The organism is Streptomyces cupreus (assembly GCF_014257025.1).
Classification (GTDB): domain Bacteria; phylum Actinomycetota; class Actinomycetes; order Streptomycetales; family Streptomycetaceae; genus Streptomyces; species Streptomyces cupreus.
The window spans coordinates 15,146-36,201 of record NZ_JACMSF010000037.1 but is presented as its reverse complement, the minus strand read 5'-3'; the positions used below and the strand labels follow the sequence as shown (position 1 = coordinate 36,201).

20 protein-coding genes and 1 pseudogene are annotated in these 21,056 nt (G+C 71.3%); 14 read left to right on the top strand and 7 right to left on the bottom strand.

All coding sequences use genetic code 11. The features are described 5' to 3' along the window. Positions 1–85 precede the first annotated feature (85 nt). A complete protein-coding gene (locus H4N64_RS28860) occupies positions 86–2,347 on the top strand; it encodes an MMPL family transporter (RefSeq protein ID WP_186285360.1) in 2,262 nt (753 codons plus the stop codon). On the opposite strand, the gene H4N64_RS28855 is transcribed toward H4N64_RS28860, so the two are convergent. Beyond that, positions 2,328–3,515 carry a glycoside hydrolase family 64 protein gene (locus H4N64_RS28855; RefSeq protein ID WP_186285359.1) on the bottom strand — a complete coding sequence of 396 codons (1,188 nt, stop codon included), beginning with the start codon at positions 3,513–3,515 and terminating at the stop codon, positions 2,328–2,330. The two genes, H4N64_RS28860 and H4N64_RS28855, sit on opposite strands and share 20 nt — an antisense overlap. Before the next feature lie 212 nt (positions 3,516–3,727). Between H4N64_RS28855 and H4N64_RS28850 the strand changes: the two genes are divergently transcribed. Continuing rightward, complete coding sequence (locus tag H4N64_RS28850) at positions 3,728–4,480, top strand: hypothetical protein (protein WP_186285408.1); 753 nt, start codon at positions 3,728–3,730, stop codon at positions 4,478–4,480. Here the strand turns inward: H4N64_RS28850 and H4N64_RS28845 are convergent. After that, positions 4,474–5,406, bottom strand: a complete 933-nt coding sequence (locus H4N64_RS28845; protein WP_186285407.1) for a GNAT family N-acetyltransferase — start codon at positions 5,404–5,406, stop codon at positions 4,474–4,476. The two genes, H4N64_RS28850 and H4N64_RS28845, sit on opposite strands and share 7 nt — an antisense overlap. 125 nt (positions 5,407–5,531) lie before the next feature. Continuing rightward, positions 5,532–5,957, bottom strand: coding sequence for an OsmC family protein (locus tag H4N64_RS28840; RefSeq protein WP_186285358.1), 426 nt, complete (start codon positions 5,955–5,957; stop codon positions 5,532–5,534). A 212-nt stretch (positions 5,958–6,169) separates the two neighbouring features. Here H4N64_RS28840 and H4N64_RS28835 point away from each other — a divergent pair, with 212 nt between their 5' ends. After that, positions 6,170–7,069, top strand: coding sequence for a GNAT family N-acetyltransferase (locus H4N64_RS28835; RefSeq protein WP_186285357.1), 900 nt, complete (start codon positions 6,170–6,172; stop codon positions 7,067–7,069). Between the two features lie 68 nt (positions 7,070–7,137). Beyond that, entirely contained in the window at positions 7,138–7,461 is a 324-nt protein-coding gene (locus H4N64_RS28830; protein WP_186285356.1) for a hypothetical protein, read from the top strand. Positions 7,462–7,475: 14 nt separating this feature from the next. Here the strand turns inward: H4N64_RS28830 and H4N64_RS28825 are convergent, their stop codons facing one another. Further along, positions 7,476–8,363 (bottom strand): Gfo/Idh/MocA family protein, encoded by an 888-nt coding sequence (locus H4N64_RS28825; protein ID WP_186285355.1) that lies wholly within the window; start codon positions 8,361–8,363, stop codon positions 7,476–7,478. Between the two features lie 154 nt (positions 8,364–8,517). Here H4N64_RS28825 and H4N64_RS28820 point away from each other — a divergent pair. Continuing rightward, positions 8,518–8,667 (top strand): annotated as a pseudogene (locus tag H4N64_RS28820) (LuxR C-terminal-related transcriptional regulator); the annotation flags it as partial. A 211-nt stretch (positions 8,668–8,878) separates the two neighbouring features. Continuing rightward, positions 8,879–10,153: a PucR family transcriptional regulator gene (locus H4N64_RS28815; RefSeq protein WP_186285354.1), complete on the top strand. Its 1,275-nt coding sequence runs from the start codon at positions 8,879–8,881 to the stop codon at positions 10,151–10,153. A 12-nt stretch (positions 10,154–10,165) separates the two neighbouring features. Here H4N64_RS28815 and H4N64_RS28810 read toward each other — a convergent pair whose 3' ends face one another. After that, entirely contained in the window at positions 10,166–10,960 is a 795-nt protein-coding gene (locus H4N64_RS28810) for an SMI1/KNR4 family protein (protein ID WP_186285353.1), read from the bottom strand. Between the two features lie 232 nt (positions 10,961–11,192). Between H4N64_RS28810 and H4N64_RS28805 the strand changes: the two genes are divergently transcribed. From H4N64_RS28805 to H4N64_RS28775, 7 genes are all read left to right on the top strand, one after another. Next, a complete protein-coding gene (locus H4N64_RS28805) occupies positions 11,193–11,975 on the top strand; it encodes an ABC transporter ATP-binding protein (RefSeq protein WP_186285352.1) in 783 nt (260 codons plus the stop codon). Further along, positions 11,972–12,772 (top strand): ATP-binding cassette domain-containing protein, encoded by an 801-nt coding sequence (locus H4N64_RS28800; protein ID WP_186285351.1) that lies wholly within the window; start codon positions 11,972–11,974, stop codon positions 12,770–12,772. Before H4N64_RS28805 ends, H4N64_RS28800 begins: the two co-directional genes overlap by 4 nt. Continuing rightward, a complete protein-coding gene (locus H4N64_RS28795; protein ID WP_186285350.1) occupies positions 12,769–13,665 on the top strand; it encodes a branched-chain amino acid ABC transporter permease in 897 nt (298 codons plus the stop codon). The genes H4N64_RS28800 and H4N64_RS28795 overlap by 4 nt, the downstream gene beginning before the upstream one ends. After that, the gene (locus tag H4N64_RS28790; RefSeq protein WP_186285349.1) at positions 13,658–14,788 is read left to right on the top strand and encodes a branched-chain amino acid ABC transporter permease; all 1,131 of its coding nucleotides are present in this window, start codon (positions 13,658–13,660) and stop codon (positions 14,786–14,788) included. The genes H4N64_RS28795 and H4N64_RS28790 overlap by 8 nt, the downstream gene beginning before the upstream one ends. Beyond that, positions 14,785–16,053, top strand: coding sequence for an ABC transporter substrate-binding protein (locus H4N64_RS28785; protein WP_186285348.1), 1,269 nt, complete (start codon positions 14,785–14,787; stop codon positions 16,051–16,053). Before H4N64_RS28790 ends, H4N64_RS28785 begins: the two co-directional genes overlap by 4 nt. Before the next feature lie 173 nt (positions 16,054–16,226). Continuing rightward, complete coding sequence (locus tag H4N64_RS28780; protein WP_186285347.1) at positions 16,227–17,084, top strand: aldo/keto reductase; 858 nt, start codon at positions 16,227–16,229, stop codon at positions 17,082–17,084. A 71-nt stretch (positions 17,085–17,155) separates the two neighbouring features. Then, positions 17,156–18,925, top strand: a complete 1,770-nt coding sequence (locus H4N64_RS28775; RefSeq protein ID WP_186285346.1) for an ATP-binding cassette domain-containing protein — start codon at positions 17,156–17,158, stop codon at positions 18,923–18,925. Between the two features lie 30 nt (positions 18,926–18,955). On the opposite strand, the gene H4N64_RS28770 is transcribed toward H4N64_RS28775, so the two are convergent. Both H4N64_RS28770 and H4N64_RS28765 read right to left on the bottom strand, forming a co-directional pair. Further along, the gene (locus tag H4N64_RS28770; RefSeq protein WP_186285345.1) at positions 18,956–19,324 is read right to left on the bottom strand and encodes a hypothetical protein; all 369 of its coding nucleotides are present in this window, start codon (positions 19,322–19,324) and stop codon (positions 18,956–18,958) included. 100 nt (positions 19,325–19,424) lie between these two features. Next, positions 19,425–20,396 carry a GlxA family transcriptional regulator gene (locus H4N64_RS28765; protein WP_186285344.1) on the bottom strand — a complete coding sequence of 324 codons (972 nt, stop codon included), beginning with the start codon at positions 20,394–20,396 and terminating at the stop codon, positions 19,425–19,427. A gap of 199 nt (positions 20,397–20,595) precedes the next feature. Here H4N64_RS28765 and H4N64_RS28760 point away from each other — a divergent pair, with 199 nt between their 5' ends. After that, positions 20,596–21,045: a DUF2269 family protein gene (locus H4N64_RS28760; RefSeq protein ID WP_186285343.1), complete on the top strand. Its 450-nt coding sequence runs from the start codon at positions 20,596–20,598 to the stop codon at positions 21,043–21,045. Positions 21,046–21,056 lie beyond the last annotated feature (11 nt).

The window sequence follows — 21,056 nt, the reverse complement described above, 5'->3', positions numbered from 1 at the left end:
CCTTCGAACTGGAAATGACGCGGTGATCGGATCGTCGTGTAATGGGGGCAAGCATGTCTCGGGCCGACGGAAAGACACCAAGTTCATGTCACCGACTCGCGAAAGCGAGGGGGGAGACGGCGGGGAACCGCCGGTACGGGGGCTGCGGCGCATCGGGGAAGCGTGCGCCCGGCACTTCGTGATCGTCATCATCGCCTGGCTGGTGGCCCTCGCCGCACTCCAGGTCCTGAACCACACCCACGGCGGCGAGTACTCCGACGACTTCTCGCTGCCCCAGTCACAGTCCCAGCAGGGCCTCGACGTGCTGAAGCAGCACGATCCCGCGGCCGGCGGCTACAGCAGCCAGATCGTCGTGCACGACGCGCAGAAGTCCCTGACCTCGCTGGACTCGCAGATGTCCACCACGGTCGGCGACCTCCAGAAACTGGACCACGTCCTCGCCGTCCAGAACCCGCTCACCAGCGCCTCCCCCAGCAGCCAGCAGCCGAACGTCGGCCCCCTGTCCTCCGACGGCAAGACCGGCTACATCACCGTCCGCTTCGACGTCCAGCCCTCCACCCTCAAGGACAGCTACCTCGACGGCGTGGACGACGCGGTGCAGCCGCTGCGCGGGGCCGGGGCACAGGTCGAGTACGGCGGGCCGCTCGGCGAACTGGCCCGGCCGCCCGCCGATGACCGGGTGAGCGAATTGATCGGTTTCGCGGTCGCGATCGTCGTTCTGCTCGTCGGCTTCGGCAGTGTGATCGCGGCCGGGATCCCCCTGGTGACCGCTTTGATCAGTGTGGTCGGCGGGCTCGCCTGTCTCGGTCTGCTCGCCGCCGCGTTCACCTTCGCCACCGTCTCCCCGACCCTGGCCACGATGATCGGGCTCGGCGTCGGCATCGACTACGCCCTGTTCCTGATCACCCGTCACCGGCAGAACCTCATGGACGGCGCCGACCCGGTCCGCGCCGCCGGACAGGCCGCCGCCACCAGCGGCCGGGCCGTCCTGGTCTCCGGCTGCACGGTGATCGTCGCCCTCGCCGGCCTGACCGCGTCCGGGGTGTCCTTCATCAGCAAACTCGGCCTCGCCGCGGGCGTGACGGTGGTGTCCGCGGTCGCGGGCGCCCTGACCCTCGTACCTGCCCTGCTCGGGCTGATCGGCACCCGGATCGACCGCTACCGGTTACGGCGGCCGGTCGCCGAGACCGACGCCGAACCGGGCGCCACCCCGCAGGGCACCTGGCACCGGTACGCGCAGCGCGTGGCCGGTCACCCACTGCGTTATCTGGCCGCCGGGGTCGCGACCGTCGCGGTCCTCGCCATCCCGGTCTTCTCCATCCAGCTCGGCCACATCGGCGACGGCGCCGACCCCACCTCCTTCACCGACCGGCGCGCCTACGACCTGATGACCGACTCCTTCGGCCCCGGCTCCAACGGCCCGCTCACCGTGGTGGTGGACCAGAGCAAGGTGCCGGACTCCCAGCGCTCCGACCTGTCCTCGAAGGTGCAGAAGAGCCTCGACGGAGTCTCCGGGTCCGCAGCCGTCACCCCGCTCACCCCGACGAAGGACGGGGACGTCCTGCTGTCCACCGTGTACTCCAAGACGTCCCCGCAGGACGCCGACACCACCGACCTGACCAACCGCCTGGTCGACGACACCCTGCCCGACGCGCTCTCCGGCACCGACGCCGAGGGCTATGTCACCGGCACGACCGCGGCCCAGGTCGACTTCCTCGACATCGTCTCCAGCCGATTGCCGCTGATCATCGGTGTGGTGGTCGCCCTGGCCTTCCTGATCATCCTGGCCGTCTTCCGCGGCCTGCTCGTCGCCCTGAAGGCGGCCGTCCTCAACGTCCTGTCGATCGCCGCCTCCTACGGCGTCGTCGTCGCCGTCTTCCAGTGGGGCTGGGGCGGCCCGGCGCTGGGCGTCAACGGCAAGGTGCCCATCGAGAGCTATGTGCCGATGATGATGTTCGCGATCATCTTCGGGCTCAGCATGGACTACGAGATCTTCCTTCTCTCCCGGGTGCACGAGGCCTGGCTGCGCACCCAGGACGCCAAGGCCTCCGTCGCCCACGCCCTGGAGATCACCGCCAGGGTCATCACCTGCGCCGCGCTGATCATGGTGAGCGTGTTCGCCGCATTCATCATCAGCGACAACGTCGTGGTCAAGATGCTCGGCCTGGGCCTCGCCGTGAGCGTATTGATCGACGCGACCGTCGTCCGACTGCTGATGGTGCCCGCGGTGATGACCCTGCTCGGGCGACACGCCTGGTGGACACCCCGTTGGCTGAACCGGATCCTCCCGCACATCGATGCCGAGGGGGAACACCAGCAGGCTGACCTCAGCTCTCGAACGGCGTGAGCGTCAGCCGGATACCCGTCGGGGCCGTGTCCTGGATGTACGACGCGAAGTCGGCGACGTCGTCGAAGGCGAAGCCGTATGCCCGCCCGTCCTCGGTGGCCGCGTGCACCGCCCTGGCGTACTGGTTGGTGAGCGAGCCCCGGTAAAAGGCGGTGGGGTCGGTCGTCGGCTGGGACGGGTGGGACACCAGCGTCGAGCGGTTGAATCCGGCACCCAGCACCGCAGCGACGGGACCGGTCGTACCGTCGTTCGGCGCGGCCAGGGCACCGTCGCAGAACAGCACGTCCCGGGTGGAGGGCTTGGCAAAGGACACCTGGGCGGGCCCGTCGAAGGTGAACCGGTCACCACGCACCCGCCCCGTGAACGCACCGGCATTGGTCGTCACGACGAGATCCCGCCCGGTGTACGTGCTCCACACCTCCTCGATGTACGGCGCGAAGTACTCCTTCGGAAACAGCCCGGCGTCCAGCCCGTGCCCGGGCGCCAGCACCCGCGTGTCATCCACCACGAGCCCCGCGAAATCCGCGCTCTGCCGTACGGCCGCGAAGACGGACGCCCGCCCACCGGCGCGCAGCGTGCCCGTCGTCTGGTCCTTCGCGCCGGTCAGCCGGATGCTCAGCGGCACGCTGAACATGTCGACCATCGTGGTGTTGCAGAACATGCCCGAGGAGTTGTAGGTGAACTCGGCACAGTCGTGCAGCACTTGGTAGTTGGGATCCGAGGCCACCCAGCCCGCCGGGTACTGGAGTGCCGCGTTGCCGTTGCCGTCGGCCACGGCCTTGAACCTCAGCTTCTGACCGAGCGCCACATAGATCCGCCCGGACATGTACGGCAGCGTCAGCCGAGTCTCGCCGCTGCCGGCGAGGCTTATCGCGTAGTCGGTGAATCCGTCGGGGCCGTTGTCCGACAGGGCGATCGGCGCGAGCGTGCCGTCGGGGGTGACGCGGACCTGGCGGCCGTCCTGGTTGCCGACGATGTAGACGTGGACGTTGGCGCTGCCGAACGAGCCGCTGTTGTTGACGATCGTCAGTGGCAGACCGGCGGCCGCTGAGGAGCCCGCGAGAGCGTGCGGGGCGATGGCGGCGACGGCGGGCGCCGCGACGGCGGCACCGCCGAGGGCGAAGAGCAGCTTGCGGCGGCCGAGTTGACGCTGGTGACGGGGTGCCATGTGGGGTCTCCGGGGGTACGCGTGGGGGGTCCGCCGCCTCGCGGGCAGCGGTCTGAGAGCGCTCTCAGAATGTGTGCTGCCGCCCCGGATTTCGAGAGTCCGTCAGAAACCGGCGGCCATTTAACCGTGTGCTAAGGGCCCCTTAAGGAGGTAGGGTCGCGATCTTCGGCTGGCGGAAGCCACCCGGAGTCCCCTTGAGGCTGCCCACGATCATGAACCTCGACCGCACACGGCTCCGACTCGACCGTGCCCTGGACGACCTGACCGTCACCTTCCGCGGTATGACCGCCTGGAGCGACGAGAACCAGTGCGACTGCCACTGGGGCAGCCAGGAGGAGCTCGCGCTGCTGAAGATCCCCGGGGTGGAGCTGGACCCGGATCTGCTCCACCGTACCTGGGACGCCCCCGACTGGTCCGACCACGGCGCGGTCCTGCGCCGCATCCTGCCCCAGTTCGCCCGGGAGCTGGTCGGCGGCCGAGTGCAGCCCCTGTTCGGTATGCACGAGGTCGGCCGTTGCTTCGCGCGCGGCCACTGGCAGCAGTGGCCCACCCAACAGAGCGCGGCCGTAAGGGAGTTCCTGCACGCCTGGTGGATCCACAGCCTCACGGACCCGGATCCCGCCGTACCCGTGCACGAGCTCTTCGCCCTGTGCGCGGAGGCGTCCGGCACGCTCACCCCATGGCTCGACGCCTGGGAGGCGCTCGATCACCCCGTCGCCGACCGGCACTTGGCCGTGGCGGCCGACGAGTGGGAGTACAACCTGCTGGGGGACGAGCTTCCCTGGGACGCCTGGGAGGACGCGGAGGCGCTGCGCGTCGAACTCGCCGCATGGCTCGTGCGGTACGCCCCTGACCGGCTGCGCGCCCTGGACGTACCGGATGAACTCCTGCACCGCATCCGGCTGATAGGACTCACGGGCCCCGCTCGCCGGGAGGACCCGCACTGTCCCCACCGCACTTACTGAGAGGTCAGGACCGCCTCCCAAGTGTCCACGGCGTAGTGCACCGTCATACCGTGACGGGCGTACAGGCCGGGCGCGCCGGTCGTGTTGCCGGTGTCCACGCCGAGGCCCACCGTGTCCCGTCCGCGGGCGGCGAATGCGGCGAACGCATGCCGTAGGAGCAGGCCGCCGAGGCCCAGGGCGCGGGCCTCGCGCAGGACGCCGATGCTGCGGATCCAGCCCATGGCCTCTCGGTCGTCGCGGGCCAGAAGGAAACCGGCATCCCCCTGGTCCTCGGTGCCCACGATCCACACCAGGGACCAGTCGAGCGCCTCGGCGTCGATGTCGTGCAGCCACTGCTCGTAGGCGCGCGGCTGGAAGTCGAAGTGCTCGGCGAAGGTGGCCTGGTACAGGGCGTGGACGCGCCTGCGGTCCGCCTCCTCGGCGCAGGCCCGCAGCCGTACTCCGGTCGGCGGCTGCGGGGGTGTGTCGTCGGCGGGATCCACCGGGCGGTGCAGCACGTGGTAGCGCCGTACGACGGACCAGCCCCGCTTCTGGATCAGCGAAGTGTCCAGCGTGGGCTCGATGTTGAGGTGGAGATGGACCACCGCCCGCTCCGCGCCGTTCTCGTGGGCCTTGGCCAGGGCCCTGGCCTCCATCGCCGCGAACAGCCGCTGCCCGACCTCCTGGTGGTCGGGCAGCACATAGTGGTCGATGTCGATACGCTCGCCGCCCGAGTCGTCCCACAGCAGCCCGTAGGCCACCAACCGGTCCTCGTGGAAGGCCAGCCAGGAGTCCTGGGACAGATCGGCCTCGGGGTGCTTGAGATCGGCCTCGACGGTGTGGAGGTCCGTCTCGGGTCGGCCGACCTCGATCAGGTCGACCTGGTTCAGCAGCTCGGTGACGGCGGGCGCGTCGGTGAGGTCGGCGGGGCGTACGACGTAGGACATGCGGTCCTGGTCCGGGGCAGGAGGGCCGCCCGCAACGGGATTTCCGTCGGCGCTGAAGGGGTCGGCGTGCTGGTCGCAGCGCACGTTCACGCGGCGGTTCATCGCCTCGCAGCGGTGCGTGGTCGCTAGGCGTCCTTGATCGCGGCCGTGACCGGCGTCCCCGCCTCGATCGTGCGGCTGACCGTGCAGAGCCGGTCGTGGGAGGTCTTCATCGCCCGGGGGAGGATCGCGCGGGCGCGGTCGCCGCCCTCGCCGTCGGGGAAGGCGACGGAGAAGGTGACTTCCAGGTCGGTCATCCGGTTGCCCTGGTCGTCGCTGACCTTGTGGCCGGTCACGGTGACGGTGAAGCGGTCGGGTTCCGCATGACGGGTGGTGGCGACATCGACGTCGGCCATGGTGCAGCCGCCGATCGCGGCGAGCAGCAGCTCGACCGGGGTGAAGTCGGCGCCCTCGGTGCCGAACTCGATCGTGCCGCCACGGGCGTTGACGGCGGTGAAGTGGCCGGTGCTGGTCCGCTCCACGGTGACGGAGCGCAGGGAGTTGTCGGTCATGGCGCAGACCCTAATCGCGCCCGGCCCTGGAAAATGTGTGGACGCACCCGAGGAAGATTCCCTACGGTGTGATCATCACGCCTTGAGACCACGGAAGGAGGCGAGTGCCGTGCAGTTCACCCTCTCCAGCGCTCCCTTCACCGCAATCCCGGCGTGCTTCGTGTGATCCGACCGGGAGCGCTCTTCGCAGCTTGTATCCCGGAGGAATCCACATGACCGATCTGGTCATCCGTACGCTCGACGAGAGCGACGCCCACCTGTTCGACGCCCTGCCCGACCCGCTGGGCGCGAGCGAGGCACACCGCACCACCCATCACCGGCCCGAGTGGAAGCGCGTGGCCCTGCGCGACGGCAAGGTCGTCGCCCGCGGCGCCTGGTGGGGCGGCCCAGACGACTCGGAGCCGCTGAACATCAACTGGTTCGACGTGGCCGAGGGGGAGGAAGAGGCGGGGGCCGAACTCCTGCGCTCCGCCCCGTGGCAGGTCGACCTGGAGTTCAACCTGCCCGCCGGCTGGCGTGACCATCCAGCCGTGCGCGCCGCGGCCGACACCACCTTCGCGGCCGCCCGCAAGGCCGGCTACGAACTCCTCGTCGAGCGCTGTCTGTACCGGTGGACACCGGACTGCGGGCTGCCCGAGCGGCCCGGACGGCTCGTCTTCGAACCGGAGCCCGACGACGCCGTGTTCTTCGACGCGCTGCGCCGTATCCACTCCGTCACGCTGGACGCCCACGCCCTCAAGGCCATCAAGGAGGGCGGCATCGACCAAGCGGCCCAGGAGGAAATGGACTTCTTCCACTGGTGCCCCTCGCCGCGCGAATGGTGGCAGATCGCCCGCACACCGGAGGGCGAACCGGTGGGCATCCACATCCCGGGGCGCAACCAGACCGCGCCGATCATCGGCTTCATCGGCGTCCTGCCGGAACAGCGCGGCAACGGCTACGCCTACGACCTCCTCGTGGAGTGCACCCACTTCCTGGTCGAGCAGGGCGCCGAGTTCATCAGCGGGGCCACCGACCGGGGGAACTTCCCGATGGCCGCGAACTTCGCCAAGGCCGGCCACCCCGTGGTGCGGGAGCGGATCGACTTCCACATCCCGGGCGTGACTCCCTAGCCGGGCCGGCTGTCAGTGCCGGATGACATGCTGAACGGGCACTGACAGTGACGGCTTACGGAGGCGCGGTGGGATTCGACGGTACGGTGTGGCACATCCGCAGCGGGGACGAGTCGGTCGGGGAGATCGCGATTGACGAGGCCGACTTCCCCTGGCTGTCGGGCCACTTCACCCCGGGTCCCGCCTACGCCTCGGTGTGTGACCTCTTCGCCCGCGAACTCGCCCTGGTGCAGCGGGTGGACGAGGACGTGGAGGAGTGGGAGGCGGCCTACGACGAGATCCGCAGACGTGTCTCCCTCTCCTCACCGGAGGGACCCGTGGCCGAGTTCCTGCTGCACATCGAGGGGGACCGGGCCTGGTTCCGGTGGAGCGACGAGCCGTTCGAGGAGTGACAACGGCCTGCTGCCTATTCGCCGCCGTTGAGCAGGGCGTCGGCCTGCGTGAGGATCTCGGTCACCCGCAGGCCGAAGGCCGCGTCGCACGGGTGCGGTGCCCCGGTGCGGGCGGCGGCGAGCAGAGCGTCCGTCGCCCGCATGAGCGCCGGTACCACCCCCTGTGTGCTTGCCGGAAGGTGCGTCAGCCCGGCCTCACCGCGCAGCTCCACGGCGGCCCCGGCGGCCGCCGACGGGGCGGTCAGGCTCAGGGTCAGCGCGCTCGACGCGCCACCGGCGTGATCGAGGACCAGGTGTGCGGTGTCCCCGGGCCCGTGCGCGGCCGCCGCCACCTGCCGCACCTCGCCGAGGACCGGCAGCAGCACGGACAGGGCATGCGGTCCTACGTCCCACAGGGCGCCCTTCTCCCGCCGCCACGGCGAGTTGGCGAACCGGCTGTCGCCGCCGCTGAACACCGAGCCCAGCCACTGCGCGTGCGCGGTGAACCAGCCCTGTGCGGCGGCCTGTTCGGTGATCCACTCCTCGGTCTCCGGCTGGAAGCGGGTGGTGAAGAACACCACCGACGCGACCCCGGCCTCCTGGGCCGCCTCGACCACCGCCCGCCCCTGCTCGACCGTCGTCGCCAGCGGCTTGTCCAGCAGCAGATGACACCCCGCCCGCGCGGCCCGCACCGCGAGCTCCGCCTGCACGGCCGGCGGCAGGGCCACGGCGACGGCGTCCACGTCGGCGAGCAGCGCGTCGACGTCGTCGTAGGCGCGAATGTCATGGCGGGCGGCGAGGTCCTTCGCCGCGTCCGCGCGGCGGCCCCACACTCCGACGAAGTCCACGTCCTCGTGCTCGCCGAGCGCCGGGGCGTGGGCCATCTGCGCCCACGGGCCGGTGCCGAGCAGTCCGATGCGCATACCGTCGCCTCTCCATACTGCCGTCACGGTTGACGATCGAGCGTTTCACACCGACCCGGGCCCGGAGCAAGCCGGGCCGCGCACCGCACGGCCGAAACCGGGCGCACGAGACCGGTGGCTTTGCCGGTCCCCAGCGCCGGACCGTCCGCCACGAGCCCGCCATGTCGCCAAGGGCGCCACCAACCGGGAGGTGCCGCTGCGGCTCGCCGTCAGCACCCGCACGGTCGACTACTCCCTGCGCAACGTCTGCGCCACGCTCGGCGTGCGGTCCCGGACGGAGCTGGTCGATCAGCAGGGCCGATGACCGCGGACGTGCGGATTTGTGGGAGGCGGGAGGAAAAAGAGCGGTGCACAACCCTAGGGACCGACCGGACGGTATGTCATCCTTCGGGGCAGGACGAGTCGGGCGGCCGCCGCCGCCGTACGGGCTACGCCGGCGACACGGCCGACCGGACACCGCAGAGTCTCCCGGCACGGGCGCACCGCCGGGAGTCCGAGGTTGTGGGAGGACCGCGATGCATCCTGCCGTACGGGCACGGGCCATGATCCGCACCGGGCCGATGCCCGTTCCGCAGCGGCGGACCGTGCGCGGGCGGTCGCTGATCGACGCCGACGCGCTGCGTGTCGTGCACCGGGCCGCCCGCGTCCTGCTCGACGACCTGGCGGACCTCACCGACCGCCTGGTGACCCTCGTCCAGGAGCAGGAGACCGCCTACCGGACCGCGCTGGAGAACGACTACGCGGGCACCTGGCAGGAGGTGCACCGCTCACTGCGGCACAGTGTGATGTCGCTGCTCGACCCGCGCCGCAACCGGGACGCGGCCCGCCGCTGCACATGGCAGATCGGTGTGCACCGCGCCGAGCAGGGTGTGCCCCTCGACGCCCTGCTGCACGCGTTCCGTCTCGGCGGGTCCCTGGTGTGGCAGCGGCTGGTGGAGGAGACCTCGCGCACGGCGCCCGAGGACGTGCGGCTGCTCGTCCATGTGGCGACCGACATGTGGAACTTCGTCGACGAGCACTGCACCCTCGTCGCGGACGCCTACCGGGAGGCCGAGCGACAGCTGGCCTGGCGGCGCGAGAACCGGGTTCGGCTGCTCGCGGCCGCCCTCCTCGACGGCACCAGCCGCATCGCCGACCTGCCCGAGACCGCCGAGGGCCTGGACCTGCCGGAACACGGCCGGTACGTGGTCGTCGCGGTCGCCGGCGGACGGACACCGGGCCCCTCGGGCGCCCGCGCCGCCGCCGTACCGCCGAGCACGCGCGTGCACTGGCACACAGGAGGGGAAGTGGACTACGGCATCGTCCTGGTCGGCGACGAGGATCCGGAGGGCGACGAGGACCCGCTGGAGGGCCTCGATCTTGCCCCGGGCGCCAAGGCCGGCGTCGGCAGCGTGGTCACCGGCCTGGCCGCGGTGGGCGACGCCCGGCGCCTCGCCGATCTCGCGCTGAGCATCTGCCCGCAGCAGGGTGGCACGATCCGGCTGACGGAACACCTCCCCGAGGCCCTGGTCATCTCCTGCCCCGAACTCGGCGCGACCCTCGCCGACCAGGTCCTGGGGCCGCTGCTACGGCTGGAACCCGCCGACCGGGACGTCCTCCTGGACACCCTGTCCGCCTGGCTGGCCTGCGACGGCTCCGCCCAGCGGGCGGGCGAGCGCCTGTACTGCCATCGCAACACGGTCCTGAACCGGCTGCGCCGCTGCGAACAGCTCACGGGTCGCTCCCTGGCCCGCCCCCTGGACGTGGTGGAGATCAGCCTGGCCCTGACGGCCCGCCGACTGCTGCGCTGAGCGGGTCGCGGGTCAGTCGGCGTCCCGATAGGTCATGAACCAGTGGGTGTCGAAGTAGCGGGCCAGCGTGTACGGGTGGTGCGGGTCGACGAGGATGCGGCAGACGAACTCCGCGGCCTGGCAGTCGAAGCGGAGTTCCTCGTCGCAGGACTGGACCACCACGGGCCACAGGTCCGGATCGGCGCCCTCGACCCTCCAGCAGTAGCTCTCCTCGTGCTCAGTGCCCGCCCAGATGAGCAGTCCGTCCTCCCTGAGATCCGTCCACGGCTCCTGGATCAGGCCCAGCCACCCGTCGAAGGCGCCCTCGCCGAACGTCTCGACCATGCGCTTGTAGTCGCTCGGCAGCGCGGTGCCCAGGCGTGACTCCACCTCCGCCCAGTCCACGTCCGGCCGCTGCGCGGGGTGGGTCCAGCCGGTGATCCGTATGAGCCGCTCCATCCAGTCGACGTCCTCGTCCCGATCGACCGCCAAGGGTTGCGGCACCTCCCGGCGAGCGACCGCCAGCACCGGCCGCTCCATCCCTTCGCCGTCCCGCGCCCTGCCCGCGCCGATCCACTGGTCCCCGTACGCCCACGCTCGTATGGTCACGGCCCGGTCCTCGAAGGGGACGAGGAGGGCCTCGCCTTTGGACTCGTCGACCGTCGGATCGGTGAATCCGTCGAGGACGAGCGTGCGCGGCGCGCCGTAGACCCCGGACATCAGGTCGATCAGTTCCTGCGGGTCCAGATCGATGGGCAGGTACAGGTAGCCGTCCCCCGGGCCGAGCCGGGCCAGCAGGTCGTTGACGGTCGCGTGCGTGATCTCCATGACGGACAGTGAAGCGCACGCCACTGACAACGGACGTCTCATGCCCCCGCCCACCGTCAGGGAACCCTCCGCCGCCGCCTCCCTGGGCACCCGCACAAACCCCGGCGCCCCCGGTTGGGACCACGCAGCGACCCCGCCCCCAGCCCTGTTCCGCGCGCCCGCGCCCGTGCTTGCGTGAGCTCCCCTTCCCCCGAAGCCCCGTGCCCCCGCGGCACGGATCCGAGGAGCCGTGATGCCCGAAGCACCACCGGACGAGGAGCCGGCCCTGCACGTCGAAGGTCTCGACGTGACCTACGGCCGCGCCCTGTCCGCCCTTCGCTCCGTGTCGCTGGCCGTCCCGCACGGCGGCGTCGTCGCCCTGCTCGGCGCCAACGGCGCGGGCAAGACGACCCTGTTGCGGGCGGTCTCGGGCACCCTGCGCCTGCACCGCGGCGCGGTCACGGCGGGCCGCATCCGCTACGGCGCGACGGAACTCGACGGCCGTGACCCGGTCGCCGCGGTGCGCGCCGGGGTCGTCCAGGTCCCGGAGGGCAGGCGCGTGTTCGCCGGGCTGACGGTCGACGAGAACCTCCGCACCGGCGGACTCGGGCTCGGCCGCCGCAGCCCCGCCCTGGTGCGCGAATCCCGCGACCGGGTGTTCACCCTGTTCCCGCGGCTCGCGGAACGGACCGGCCAGGCCGCCGGGCTCCTGTCCGGCGGCGAGCAGCAGATGCTCGCCATCGGCCGCGCCCTGATGGCGGCCCCGAAGCTGCTCCTGCTCGACGAGCCCTCCCTGGGCCTCGCCCCGCAGATGGTGGCCCGGATCGCCGACGTCGTGAAGGAGATCAACACCCAGGGCACCGCCGTGCTCCTGGTCGAACAGAACGCCGGCATGGCGCTCTCCCTTGCGGACAGCGCCTACGTCCTGGAGGTCGGCGAGATCCGGCTGTCCGGGGCGGCCGACGAACTCGCCCGCACCGACGCCGTACGCCGTCTGTACCTGGGCGAGACCGCCGACGGTCAGGGGGCCGCGTGAACGACCGCACCACCGCACCGCCCGTGCTCGACGTACGGGACATCACCGTCCGGTTCGCCGGACTCACCGCCCTGGACACCGTGTCCTTCACGGTCGTCCCGGGCTCCGTGCACGCGATCATCGGGCCCAACGGCGCCGGCAAGTCCACCTGCTTCAACGTCCTGTCGGGCCTGTACCGCCCCGCCTCCGGCACCGTCCGCCTCGGCGACACCGAACTGACCCGCCTCGCCCCGCACCGCATCGCCGCCCTCGGTGTGGCCCGCACCTTCCAGAACATCGTCACCACCGAGGGAACCGTCGCCGACAACCTGATGCTCGGCCGGCACATCCTGTCCCGCGCGGGCTTCACCGCCAGCGCCCTGCGTCTGCCGAGCGCCGTGCGCGAACAGCGCGAGCACCTCGCCCGGGCCCGCGAGATCGCCGAACTCGTCGGCCTCGGACCGCACTTCGACTCCCCGGTCGCGCTGCTGTCCTACGGCGACCGCAAACGCGTGGAGTTCGCCCGCGCCCTCTGTCTGGAGCCCAGTGTGCTGCTGCTCGACGAACCCGTGGCCGGTATGAACGCCGCCGAACGGGCCCGCACCGCCGAGACGATCCGCGCCGTGCGCGCCGAACTCGGCCTGTCCGTGGTGCTGGTGGAGCACGACATGGGCCTGGTGATGCGGCTCGCCGACGAGGTCACCGTCCTCGACTTCGGCCGGGTCATCGCCCACGGCACCCCCGACGAGGTCCGCCGTGACCCCGAGGTGCTGCGCGCCTACCTCGGCACCGAGGCCACGGGGGAGGACGCGGCATGACCACCTTCCTCGACAACGTCCTCAACGGCCTCGCCCTGGGCTCGGTCTACGCCCTGGTCGCCCTCGGCTTCGTCATCATCTTCAAGGCCTCGGGCGTCATCAACTTCGCCCACGGCTCCCTGCTCCTGCTCGGCGGCTACCTCACCGCCGTACTCCACGAAGACCTCGGATTCGCGGGCGCCCTCGCGGTCGCCGTGCTGGCGACGGCGGCCGTGGCCGGGCTCATGGACCGGTTCCTGCTCCAGGTCGGCGGACAGGACGCGCACTCCGCCCATGTGCAGACGATCGTGACCATCGGCGTCGACATCGTCATCCTCACCGACCTGTCCCGGCGCATCGGCGGCGACCTGCTCACCCTCGGCGACCCCTGGGGCGACTCGGTCAGCGGCCTCGGACCCATCACCGTCGCCGACAGCCGACTCGCCGCGATCGTGGTCTCCACCGTCGTCATCGCCGGCGTGTTCGCCCTCTTCCGGTACACCAACTGGGGCCTGGCGCTGCGGGCATCGGCGGAGGACATGGAGGCGGCCGCGCTGATGGGCGTACGGCTGGTGCGGATGCGTACCCTCGCCTGGTGCCTGGCAGGCGCCCTCGCCGCGCTGGCCGCGGTGTTCCTCGCCGCCTTCCCGGCCCCCGGCCTTGAGCGTACGACCGGACAGATCGCCCTGAAGGCCTTCCCGGCCGCCATCCTCGGCGGCATGGCCTCGCCGCCCGGCGCCCTCGCCGGCAGCCTCCTGATCGGCCTGACCGAGGCGCTCGTCGCCGGATACCAGTCCGAACTGCACGTCCTCGGCGAAGGGTTCGGCGATGTCGCGCCGTACGCCGTGATGGTCCTCGTCCTCCTCGTACGGCCCAACGGGCTGTTCGGAGCGAAGGGAGCAGCCCGTGTCTGAACTGCTGCGCCGCTATCGCGCCTGGACCGTCCTGCTGGTCGTCCTGCTGTGCGCCCTGCCCTTCTACCTGGACGCCTTCTGGCTGCGCATCGGCCTGTTCTCCATGGCCGCCGCCGTCGGCGCCGTGGGCCTCGGGCTGCTGTCCGGCACCGCGGGCCAACTCTCCCTCGGCCACGCCTTCTTCCTCGCCGTCGGCGCCTACGGCTACGTCTGGCTGGCCGGGGAGCCCGGCCCGGGCCTGCCGCCCGCCGTCGCCGTCGTCCTCGCGGTACTGCTCGCCGGGGCCGCCGGCGGACTGTTCAGTCCCGTCGCGGGCCGGGTGCGCGGCATCTACCTGGGCGTCGCCACCCTCGCCCTGGTCTTCCTCGGCCACCATGTCCTGCTCACCGCGGACTCGATCACCGGCGGCTTCAACGGCCGCTCGGTGCCGCCCTTGGAGCTCGGCGGCTTCACCTTCACCGCCTCCGACCCCGAACTCACCCTGCTGGGCGTGCCGTTCGGAGCCGAGGAACGGCTGTGGTACCTGAGCCTCGCACTGTTCGCGCTCACCTGGTTCACCGCCCGCGGCCTGCGCCGCGGACGCCCCGGCCGGGCGCTGGTGGCGCTGCGGGACAGCGAGACCGCGGCCGCGGTGATGGGCGTGCACGTCGCCCGCTACCGCTCGGCGGCCTTCGTGGTCTCCTCCATGTACGCCGGTCTGGCCGGGGTGATGCTCGCCCTCGCCTTCCGCCGGGTCGTACCGGACTACTTCTCCCTCGCCCTCTCCGTCGACTACCTCGCCATGATCGTCATCGGTGGCCTCGGCTCGGTCGCCGGAGCCACCGCGGGCGCCGTCTTCGTCACCGCGCTGCCCCTGCTGATGACCCGCTACGCCGATCAGCTGCCCCTGGTGGCGGCCCCCGGCACCACCGACGGAGCGGTGGGCCCCACCGAGGCGGCCCGCTACCTCTACGGAGCGGCGATCGTCCTGATCCTGCTCTTCGCCCCCGACGGACTGCACGGCCTGGTCCGGCGCACCCGCGCCCGGATCCACCGCCGACGGTCAGCACCCAAGGACGCGGACCCCGCCACCGAGACCCATCCACCCGCCTCAGCTGTACGAGCCAAGGAGCCGACACCGTGAATCACCCCAAGCACCGCACCAGGACGGTCCTGGCCGCCGCCCTGACGGCCCTGCTCCTCGCGGGCACCGGCTGCAGCTCCAAGGCGGACGGCGACAGCGCCGCGGACGGCGCCGACGGCGTCAAGGCCGGGCCCGGGGTCACCGACAAGACCATCAAGCTCGGCGCCCTGACCGATCTGACGGGCCCCTACGCCACCCTCGGCAAGAGCATTGTGCAGGCCCAGCAGATGTGGGCCGACGAGACCAACGCCAAGGGCGGCATCTGCGGCCGCAAGGTCGAGATCGTCGTCAAGGACCACGGCTACGACGTGCAGAAGGCGGTCACCGCCTACGCCGACATCGCCCCGGACGTGGTGGCGCTGCCCCAGGTCATCGGATCGCCGGTGGTCGCCGCCCTGCTCGACGACATCGAACGGGACGAGGTGCTCACCTTCCCGCAGGCCTGGGCGGCCTCCCTGCTCGGCAAGGACTCCGTGCAGGTGCTGGGCACGACGTACGACGTCGACATGATCGCCGCCGTCGACTTCCTCACCCGCACCAAGGGCCTCAAGAAGGGCGACACGATCGGCCACGTCTACTTCGAGGGCGACTACGGCGCCAACGCCCTCGAAGGCTCGCAATGGGCCGCGAAGAAGGCGGGGTTGAAGGTCGTGGACCAGAAGATCAAGGCCACCGACACCGACCTGTCCGCCCAGGTCTCGGCGCTGCGCAAGGCGGACGTCAAGGCGATCCTGATCAGCGCCGGACCCGCCCAGACCGCCTCGCTGGTCGGCGTCGCCGCCTCCCGGGGGCTGAAGGTCCCCGTCGTCAGCAACGCCCCCGGCTACGCGCCGCAGCTGATGAAGACGCCCGCTGCGGCCGCCCTGGAGGCCATGCTGCACGTGGTGAGCGCGGCCCCGGCCGTCAGCGCGGACATACCCGGCGTGAAGAAGATGGTCGCCTCCTACCAGAAGAAGTTCCCGGGACAGCTGGTCGACTCCGGGGTGCTCTCCGGCTACAACGCCGCCCAACTGATGGGCGCCGACCTGAAGAAGGCCTGCGAGGCGGGCAGCCTCGCCCGGGCGGACGTGGTCGCGGCGCACCGCTCGCAGAAGAACGCCGACGCCGGCCTCGGCTCCGCGCAGGACTTCTCCGACGTCTCGCAGCCCGCGAGCCGGTCCACCTATGTCCTCAAGCCCGACGCCAAGGCGGTCGGCGCCATGGTGAACGTCGAGGAGGCGCACGAGGCGCCCGGAGTGGAGGAGTACCTGGCCTCGAAGGGCTGACGGAACGTCACCCGGCCCGCGGCGCCCGTAGCGGTGCCGCGGGCCGGGATTCAGCGCCGCCACCGATGAATGCGTTCTCCATCCTCTATTGGACCTGTGACCCACCCGCCCCTCAGGCTGGAGTGACCCCCGTCAGCATCCCGCGCGGGAGAGCCGGAAGAGGTCACGCCCCCATGCACACCCGTCGCATCGGTGACATCGACGTCAGCGCCATCGGCCTGGGCGGAATGCCCATGTCCATCGAGGGCCGCCCTGACGAGGCCCGCTCCCTCGCCACCCTGCACGCCGCCCTCGACGCCGGCGTCACCCTGATCGACACCGCGGACTCCTACCACCGGGACGCGAACGAGGTCGGCCACAACGAGACCCTGATCGCCAAGGCCCTCGCCTCCCACGACCGGGGCTCCGACGTCCTGGTCGCCACCAAGGGCGGCCATCTGCGCCCCGGCGACGGCAGCTGGACCCGGGACGGCAGTCCCGAGCACCTCAAGCGGGCCTGCGAGGCGTCGCTGCGCCGGCTCGGCGTCGAGGCCATCGGGCTCTACCAGTTCCACCGTCCCGACCCGCGCGTGCCGTACGCCGACTCCATCGGCGCGATCCGCGACCTGCTGGACGAGGGCAAGATCCGCATGGCGGGGATCTCCAACGCCGACCCCGGCCAGATCAAGCAGGCGAACGGCATCCTCGGCGGCCGACTGGTCTCCGTGCAGAACCAGTTCTCCCCGGCCTTCCGCTCCAGTGAGCGCGAGCTGGAGCTGTGCGACGAACTCGGTATCGCGTTCCTGCCCTGGAGCCCCCTCGGCGGTATCTCCCGGGCCCGTGAACTGGGCTCCGTCTACGCCCCCTTCGCCACCGTCGCCGAGGCCCACGGAGTGAGCCCGCAGCGGGTCTGCCTGGCCTGGATGCTCGCCAAGTCGCCGGTCGTCATCCCCATCCCGGGCTCCAGCCGCCCGGAGACGATCCGCGACTCCGTCGCCGCGGCCGACCTCACCCTGACCGTCGACGAGATCGCCACCCTGGACGCGGTGTAGCTCCGGGAGAGTTGGGGAGAAAGCGCTTGCCCCCAACAGCTCACCCCGGACCCTGGGAAGGAACACCGCCCGTGGCCTCGCCATTGGAAAGACCGCTCGACCACCGCTATCGAGGCGAGCACCCCGTCCGCACGCTCGCCTACCTGTTCCGCGCCGACCGCCGCCGACTCGCGGCAGCGGTCGGCGTGTTCACCGTCAAGCACAGCCCGATCTGGCTGCTGCCCCTGGTGACCGCGGAGATCATCGACACCGTCGTCGAACACCATCCGATCAACCGCCTCTGGCTCAGCACTGGCCTGATCATGTTCATCCTGATGGTCAACTACCCCCTGCACGTCCTCTACGTCCGCCTGCTCTACGGCAGCGTCCGCCGTATGGGTACCGCCCTGCGCTCCGCACTGTGCACACGGATGCAGCAACTCTCCATCGGCTACCACTCGCGGGTCAGCTCGGGCGTGCTCCAGGCCAAGGTCGTACGCGATGTGGAGACGGTCGAGCAGATGGTGCAGCAGACCGCCGAGATGGGGCTCGGCGCGAGCACCGTACTCATCGGCGGCCTCGTCATCATCGCCGTACGCACACCGGAGTTCCTGCCCGTCTTCCTCGTCGTCGTGCCCGCCGCCGCGCTTGTCGTCGCCCGTCTCAGGGCCCGGCTGCGCACCCACAACGAGCACTTCCGCCACGAGGTCGAGACCCTCTCCTCCCGCGTGACCGAGATGACCCGGCTCATCCCGGTCACCCGCGCCCACGGCCTGGAGGGCAAGGCGCTGCGCCGTATGGACGGCACCCTGCACCGCCTGCTCACCTCCGGGATGCGCCTGGACCTGGTCAACGGCCGCTTCGGCTCGCTGTCCTGGGTGGTCCTCAACGTGGTCGGCGTGCTGGTTCTCGCCGGCGCGGCCCTGGTCTCGTACTACGGCGTCTGGGGCGTCACCCCCGGCGACGTCGTCATGCTCAGCGCCTTTCTGACCACGCTCACCAACTCCACGACCACCCTCGCCGGCCTCGCCCCCGTCATCACCAAGGGCCTCGAATCGGTCCGCTCCGTCGGCGAGGTGCTCCAGGCGCCCGAGCTGGAGGACAACGAGGGCAAGTCCGAACTCACCGCCCTGCGCGGCGCCGTCGCCTTCGAGAGCGTCGGCCACGCCTACGACGGCGGCGGCAGGGCCGCGGTCCGCGACCTCAGCCTCTCGGTGGCGCCGGGCGAGACCATCGCCCTGGTCGGCGCGTCCGGAGCGGGCAAGTCCACCGTGCTCAACCTCGTCATCGGCTTCATCCGCCCGACCACCGGCCGGGTCCTGCTCGACGGCACCGACATGAACACCCTCGACCTGCGCACGTATCGGCGGTTCGTGTCGGTCGTCCCGCAGGAGTCGATCCTGTTCGACGGCACGGTCCGCGAGAACGTCGCCTACGGCATGGACGACGCCGACGAGGAGACCGTGCGCGCGGCCCTGCGGGACGCCAACGCGCTGGAGTTCGTCGACCGTCTTCCGCAGGGCCTTGACACCCTGGTGGGGGAGCGCGGAGCCCGGCTCTCCGGCGGTCAGCGACAGCGCCTGGCCATCGCCCGCGCCCTGATCCGGGACCCCAGGGTGCTGGTCCTGGACGAGGCGACCTCCGCGCTGGACACCCGCTCGGAGGCGCTGGTGCAGCAGGCGCTCGGCCGACTGATGCGCGGACGCACCACGTTCGTGGTGGCGCACCGGCTGTCGACCGTGCGCGGCGCCGACCGGATCGTGGTGATGGCCGACGGCCGCATCGAGGAGATCGGCACCCACGAGGAGCTGCTGCACCGGGGCGGCGCCTATACGGCGCTGCACAGCGGGCAGGTCGCCTGAGGGACCGGTTCCGCCCGTTCGGAGCCTCGGTCAGGCCGCGCTGCTGCGCGGGATGCGGTGCGGGCAGGTCCGGTCGTGGTCGCTGCCGAGGCTCGTCCACCAGCGCTCGCAGCACGCGCCGTCGAGCTCGGCGCGCACGATGTCCTCGGCGGCGTCCATGTCCCGTCCGGCGCCGGACGGGACGGGCGCCGCCGCCCGTCGGCCCCATTCGGCCAGGGCGCGGCGCTGGTCGCCGATCACGCTCTCGCGCACCAGCCCGATGACGGGGACGATGCTGGCGGCCGCGAACAGACACGCGGCCCACATCGGCCCGTACCGGTATTCGAGGACCGCGGTCCAGGCGAGCCCGGAGCTGGTGGTGACGTAGAGGGCGCCGAGGAGGCGGCTTGAGCAGTTCATGGGCGTACACCGTCCGTGCTGAGGGGGGATGCCCCTTGTCCAACGGCGCGACGCGCCCCGGGACTCGGGTGATTTCTCACCCGGCCCCCTCGAACTGACGTCAGGTACCCGCCCCGGCTCCGGCCGCCTTGGTCCGGAAGGCCGCGCGATAGGCGTACGGAGTGGTGCCGACGACCTTGCGGAAGCGCTCCCGGAACGCGGTGGGCGAGCCGAAACCGGCCTGCCCGGCGATCCGTTCGACGGAGTGGTCGCTGTTCTCCAGCAGGTACTGGGCCCGCCGTACCCGCGCCCGGAGCAGCCACTGCAAGGGGGTCGTACCGGTCTGCTCGCGGAAGCGGCGGCTGAAGGTGCGCTCGCTCATCCCCGAGCGGGACGCCATCGCCGCCAGGGTGATCTCGTCGGACAGATGGTCCTCGATCCAGTCCAGCAGCGGCTCCAGGGTCGAGCCGCGGGGGACCGGGGGGTGTTCGTGCACGATGAACTGGGCCTGTCCGCCCTCGCGTTCGAGCGGCATCACGGACATCCGGGCCGCGTTGGCGGCGACGGCCGAGCCCAGGTCGCGGCGGATCATGTGCAGGCACATGTCCAGGGCGGCGGCGGCCCCGGCGGAGGTGAGGATCTGGCCGTTGTCGACGTACAGGACATCCGGTTCCACCTCGATCTGCGGGTAGCTGCGGGCCAGCAGGTCGGCGGCGACCCAGTGGGTGGTGGCGCGCAGCCCGTCCAGCAGTCCGGCCTCGGCCAGCACGAACGCGCCCACGCACACCGACGCGATCCGGGTACCGGCCTCGGCGGCCCGGCGCAGCGCGGCCACGACCCGGTCGGAGGGCGCCGGGGCTCCCTCGGCGCGGCCCGGCACGATGATCGTGTCCGCGTCGGCCAGCGCCTCCAGGCCCCGGTCCACCCGCAGCGCGAAGCCGCAGTCGGCGCGCACGTCCGGGGTCTCGGCGCACAGGCGGACCCGGTAGGCGGGGCGGCCGTCCGGCAGCCGCGTCCAGTCGAACACCTGCATGGGCGCAGCCATGTCGAACGGCACCACGTCGTCGAGGACCAGGATCGCCACGGTGTGCATGACGGCCACGATAGGCGGATTCCCGCCGATGGCACGAGCCCCAGGTCAGCGGGCTGCCTGACCTGAATGTGCAGGAGAACCGGGTTGGCGAGAATCCGTCGAAAGCTGTCAGTTCCGCCTCTGTGTGATCACCCGGGCGCCTCCTAGCGTGGCCGCGTATCCCCGCTCACCCCGTGGAAACAGAGGCGGACGCCCCCTGATGACGAAGCTCCTGCTCACCCTGCACGTCCTGGCCGCCATCGTGGCCATCGGCCCGGTCACCGTCGCGGCCAGCATGTTCCCGCCCGCGGCGCGCACCGCGCAGGAGGGCAGGCTGAACACCGTCCGGCTCCTGCACCGGATCTGCCGGGTCTACTCCGGTATCGGCCTGGCCGTTCCCCTGTTCGGATTCGCCACCGCCGCCGCGATGGGTGTCCTCGGCGACGCATGGCTCATCACATCCATCACCCTGACGGCCGTGGCCGCCGGCATCCTGGTCGCGTTCGTCCTCCCCCGCCAGGACGAAATCCTTGAGCAGCTCGCCGCGGACCAGGCCGTCGAGCGGTCCGGAACGGTCCAACTCGCCATGTTCACCGGCATCTTCAACCTGTTGTGGGCGACCGTCACCGTCCTCATGATCGTGCGTCCGGGTTCCACGACAGGCGCCTGACCGCCGTCAAG

What these genes read in the sequence shown, in the direction of transcription:
- H4N64_RS28860 (WP_186285360.1), top strand. Translation starts at nt 86, where the DNA reads ATGTCACCGACTCGCGAAAGCGAGGGGGGAGACGGCGGGGAACCGCCG.
- H4N64_RS28855 (WP_186285359.1), bottom strand. Translation starts at nt 3,515, where the DNA reads ATGGCACCCCGTCACCAGCGTCAACTCGGCCGCCGCAAGCTGCTCTTC.
- H4N64_RS28850 (WP_186285408.1), top strand. Translation starts at nt 3,728, where the DNA reads ATGAACCTCGACCGCACACGGCTCCGACTCGACCGTGCCCTGGACGAC.
- H4N64_RS28845 (WP_186285407.1), bottom strand. Translation starts at nt 5,406, where the DNA reads ATGTCCTACGTCGTACGCCCCGCCGACCTCACCGACGCGCCCGCCGTC.
- H4N64_RS28840 (WP_186285358.1), bottom strand. Translation starts at nt 5,957, where the DNA reads ATGACCGACAACTCCCTGCGCTCCGTCACCGTGGAGCGGACCAGCACC.
- H4N64_RS28835 (WP_186285357.1), top strand. Translation starts at nt 6,170, where the DNA reads ATGACCGATCTGGTCATCCGTACGCTCGACGAGAGCGACGCCCACCTG.
- H4N64_RS28825 (WP_186285355.1), bottom strand. Translation starts at nt 8,363, where the DNA reads ATGCGCATCGGACTGCTCGGCACCGGCCCGTGGGCGCAGATGGCCCAC.
- H4N64_RS28815 (WP_186285354.1), top strand. Translation starts at nt 8,879, where the DNA reads ATGCATCCTGCCGTACGGGCACGGGCCATGATCCGCACCGGGCCGATG.
- H4N64_RS28810 (WP_186285353.1), bottom strand. Translation starts at nt 10,960, where the DNA reads ATGGAGATCACGCACGCGACCGTCAACGACCTGCTGGCCCGGCTCGGC.
- H4N64_RS28805 (WP_186285352.1), top strand. Translation starts at nt 11,193, where the DNA reads ATGCCCGAAGCACCACCGGACGAGGAGCCGGCCCTGCACGTCGAAGGT.
- H4N64_RS28795 (WP_186285350.1), top strand. Translation starts at nt 12,769, where the DNA reads ATGACCACCTTCCTCGACAACGTCCTCAACGGCCTCGCCCTGGGCTCG.
- H4N64_RS28780 (WP_186285347.1), top strand. Translation starts at nt 16,227, where the DNA reads ATGCACACCCGTCGCATCGGTGACATCGACGTCAGCGCCATCGGCCTG.
- H4N64_RS28770 (WP_186285345.1), bottom strand. Translation starts at nt 19,324, where the DNA reads ATGAACTGCTCAAGCCGCCTCCTCGGCGCCCTCTACGTCACCACCAGC.
- H4N64_RS28765 (WP_186285344.1), bottom strand. Translation starts at nt 20,396, where the DNA reads ATGCACACCGTGGCGATCCTGGTCCTCGACGACGTGGTGCCGTTCGAC.
- H4N64_RS28760 (WP_186285343.1), top strand. Translation starts at nt 20,596, where the DNA reads ATGACGAAGCTCCTGCTCACCCTGCACGTCCTGGCCGCCATCGTGGCC.